At 59.5% G+C, this 1151-nt stretch carries 1 protein-coding gene; it reads left to right on the forward strand.

The features are described 5' to 3' along the window. Positions 1 to 182 precede the first annotated feature (182 nt). Positions 183 to 1136 (forward strand): IS110 family transposase, encoded by a 954-nt coding sequence (locus ABDB81_RS30340; protein WP_160471606.1) that lies wholly within the window; start codon positions 183 to 185, stop codon positions 1134 to 1136. Positions 1137 to 1151: the final 15 nt, after the last annotated feature.

Genomic DNA, 1151 nt, shown 5'->3' on the forward strand with positions numbered 1-1151 from the left:
AACCCCTTGTATGTCGCATCATTGTCTCCGGACGCCACAGATCGACAACCCCATGCTCTGGACGTTAGTCCAAGTTCGAGGGAGAGCTAGGATCGTGGTGTCCATTTCTTGGTAGCGTTTAGCCTAAGCCCGAACGGTTGTAAGGCAGCACGCCGGATTGACACAAGGATGGGACAAGCCAAATGGATATCAAGCTAGCAATCGGCATCGACGTCAGCAAGAAGACCCTGGATATCGATGTTGTGCCGCAAGGCGGCCCGCGCCAGTTCAGCAACGACGAGAAGGGTATCGCCTTGCTCGTGGAGCACCTGACGGAGCTCAACGTCAATGGCGAGGTGGATCGGGTTGTCATGGAGGCCACAGGCGGTTATGAGACCCCTGTGAGCATGGCACTGGCTGCCGCTGGATTGCCGGTGGTGGTGATCAATGCCAGGCAGATCCGCGACTTTGCCAAAGCGTGTGGCATCCTGGCCAAGACGGACAGGCTGGATGCGCGGGTAATTGCGCGCTTTGCCCAGCAAATTCGGCCGCCGGTGCGACCGCTGCCCGACGAGATGCAGCGTGAATTCGCTGATTTGCTGGATCGTCGCAGTCAGTTGGTCGTCATGCGTGCGCAGGAAAAGACCCGCCTGGACAAGGCGCCGGCTGTCGCGCAGAAGAGCTTGAAGGAGCATATCGCGTGGCTGGATGCGCGGATCAAGTCCACCGACCTCGACATGACGCACCGGCTACGCACCAGCGAAGCCTGGAAGAACAAGGTGGATTTGCTCGATAGCATGCCGGGGGTGGGCAAGGTGACAATCTTCACGCTGCTCGGACGGCTGCCGGAACTTGGCACGCTAAACCGCCAGCAGATCGCCGCGCTGGTCGGCCTTGCGCCCTTCAATGACGATAGCGGCAGGCGGCGTGGTCAGCGTTACATAAGGGGCGGGCGTGCCGATGTTCGCAAGGCGCTGTTCATGGCTGCAGTCACAGCGATGCAGCACAACCCGGCGATCACCGAGTTCTATGAACGCATGAGAGCGGCTGGCAAGCCGTTCAAAGTCGCCATCGTCGGGTGCATGAGGAAGCTTCTGACGATTCTCAATGTCATGGTCAAGACGGGTCGGCCTTGGCAGAACAACCGACCTGCTTGACACGGTTGCTCTCCC

Source organism: Cupriavidus sp. DL-D2, from assembly GCF_039710735.1.
GTDB lineage: Bacteria > Pseudomonadota > Gammaproteobacteria > Burkholderiales > Burkholderiaceae > Cupriavidus.